This is a genomic window from Desulfofundulus sp., assembly GCF_049701015.1.
In the GTDB taxonomy this organism is placed as follows: Bacteria; Bacillota; Desulfotomaculia; order Desulfotomaculales; family Desulfovirgulaceae; genus Desulfofundulus.
On record NZ_JBNATZ010000374.1, the window covers coordinates 1 to 1,788 of the forward strand.

Here is a 1,788-nt window from a genome sequence, read left to right on the forward strand (position 1 = left end):
TCACCTGTTCCCCTTGCTTCTCTCCTCTTCCAACATCCGCAACCTATCCAGGACGTCTTCCCTACCGGCAACGTTTCGTTCCAGTGCCAGACGATAAATGTTCTCCGCCCTGTCGTAATCACACGGGGCCTTGCTTTCTTTATAAAGCCAGTACATATCCCCCCAGCCAATGTACGCCCAGGCGGAATCGGGGAATTCACTCACCAGGGCCTGAAAAGCTTTTTCTCCTTGTTCGACAAGACCGAGGGCGAAGTAAGATTCCGCTTCCGCCCTCTTCATGTTTTCAATAATTAGTTTATCGGTTTCCGGGAATAGCTTGCAGAACTCCCGGCAGTATTCCATCCTCTTCTCGTAAAAGACCGGGTCTTTTAGCCCCGCGTTGCCCAGCTCCATCTCCAGGTCCTGGCACCAGTTGTGTAAGCTCTGCAGCCCTGAGAAGACTTTTTCCGCGTCATTGATGGACTTCATCTCCGGAGTAAAACATCTTTTCAGGTGCTCCCACACTTTCAACCATATCCGGCAGCCTTCTTCCTCTTCTCCTTCGCTGCAGAAACGGTACCCTTCCTGCACATGTCATCCAGTCTCTCGGAATTAATAATGTGCGGGGCCAGCCTTTCCCACAGGACAACGGCGGCCATCCAGGGGAAGTCCTGGTCGTAGCCTTTCGCGGTGACTTTATTGGTCTTCCACCAATGTCTGGCCAGTTCGGAAGCGGAGTAAAAGTTTTCAATTTCTTTCAGGAAGCTTTCTTCGGTTACATTTATTCCGAAGTCACGCAACTTTAAGATGAGCTCTTCTGTGGTAAAAGAGCGTACCTCATCCAAAGCCCAGTGCTTGTCCCTGCTCTGACCAAGACAGCATTTCTTATATTTCTTTCCGCTCCCGCAGGGGCAGGGGTCGTTTCTTCCGATTTTAGGCAAAACCATCCTCCTCAACATCTTAATCTGCTCCCTCTGTCAGTTTAGACAGGGACAGTTACTCACAAATCGAATCGTCCTACGTGGGGAAACCTTTCATAGCGCAAAGAACACCCGAAACTTTACAACACTGTAGCGAGTTCATTTTATCTTTGCCAGCACCCGGTTCACTTCGTTGATATAGAAATATTCGGGGTCAAACTTTCTCCCGCCCGTGTCCTTTTCTGCCCAGATCAGGTAATCGTTGTACTCGGGGTGTTCTGGGTCGCTGATTATGCGCAAAAATTCTTCATAACCCGAAACTCCACCGACATCCTCCGGTGGCCTGTGGCGGGCACCGGCGACGCATACCGGGTAATGTTGCCCTTCTACGGCCGGCAGGATTGTCTCCAGGATTACATCGTGCTGCCAGTTATCCCCAAAGTCGTAGGTATAGACGCATCTTTTGCGTTCAACAAGAAGAGCGTCGATCTTTGTTCTTTTGGCGTTCAATTCTTCTGCGTCTCCATACAATTCTCCCGGGGCATAATCAGGGTCGGGAATGTGAACCACCACATCACCGAAGTCAAAATTAAACAGGTGGTAGTCCTGCCAGCCAAAGGCGGCCTGGATGATTTTGTGCAGCTTGTAAAAAGTAATGCCTGCCGGTACCAAAACCCGCCTCCAGATGGGTGGCTCGATCTCCTCTAACGTTATTTTAAGCTGATATACCATATTCGATCCCACATGATCCACCGCCTCTCCTTTTTAAAATTCTTTAATCAAAGCTCAGAGGAAAGTACCGGACCTGACGTGGTGACAGACGGGAAAAGATTCTCCTGGGAAGAATTCGGCAGGATGGTTTACACCTTTGAGGGATGGAATTTTAAGT

At 49.6% G+C, this 1,788-nt stretch carries 4 protein-coding genes; 1 reads left to right on the forward strand and 3 read right to left on the reverse strand.

The window, feature by feature from the left end; genetic code table 11:
- The 3 genes from ACPLUI_RS14550 to ACPLUI_RS14560 all read right to left on the reverse strand — a co-directional run bounded on the left by ACPLUI_RS14550 (window position 1) and on the right by ACPLUI_RS14560 (window position 1,643).
- Window positions 1-510, reverse strand: coding sequence for a hypothetical protein (locus ACPLUI_RS14550; protein WP_424660958.1), 510 nt, complete (start codon window positions 508-510; stop codon window positions 1-3).
- Window positions 507-920: a YecA family protein gene (locus ACPLUI_RS14555; RefSeq protein ID WP_424660959.1), complete on the reverse strand. Its 414-nt coding sequence runs from the start codon at window positions 918-920 to the stop codon at window positions 507-509. The genes ACPLUI_RS14550 and ACPLUI_RS14555 overlap by 4 nt, the downstream gene beginning before the upstream one ends.
- A 138-nt stretch (window positions 921-1,058) precedes the next feature.
- Window positions 1,059-1,643 (reverse strand): plasmid pRiA4b ORF-3 family protein, encoded by a 585-nt coding sequence (locus ACPLUI_RS14560; protein WP_424660960.1) that lies wholly within the window; start codon window positions 1,641-1,643, stop codon window positions 1,059-1,061.
- Between ACPLUI_RS14560 and ACPLUI_RS14565 the strand changes: the two genes are divergently transcribed.
- Window positions 1,644-1,788, forward strand: a 145-nt coding sequence (locus tag ACPLUI_RS14565) for a DUF7713 domain-containing protein (RefSeq protein WP_424660961.1), incomplete at its 3' end; no start/stop codon positions are given.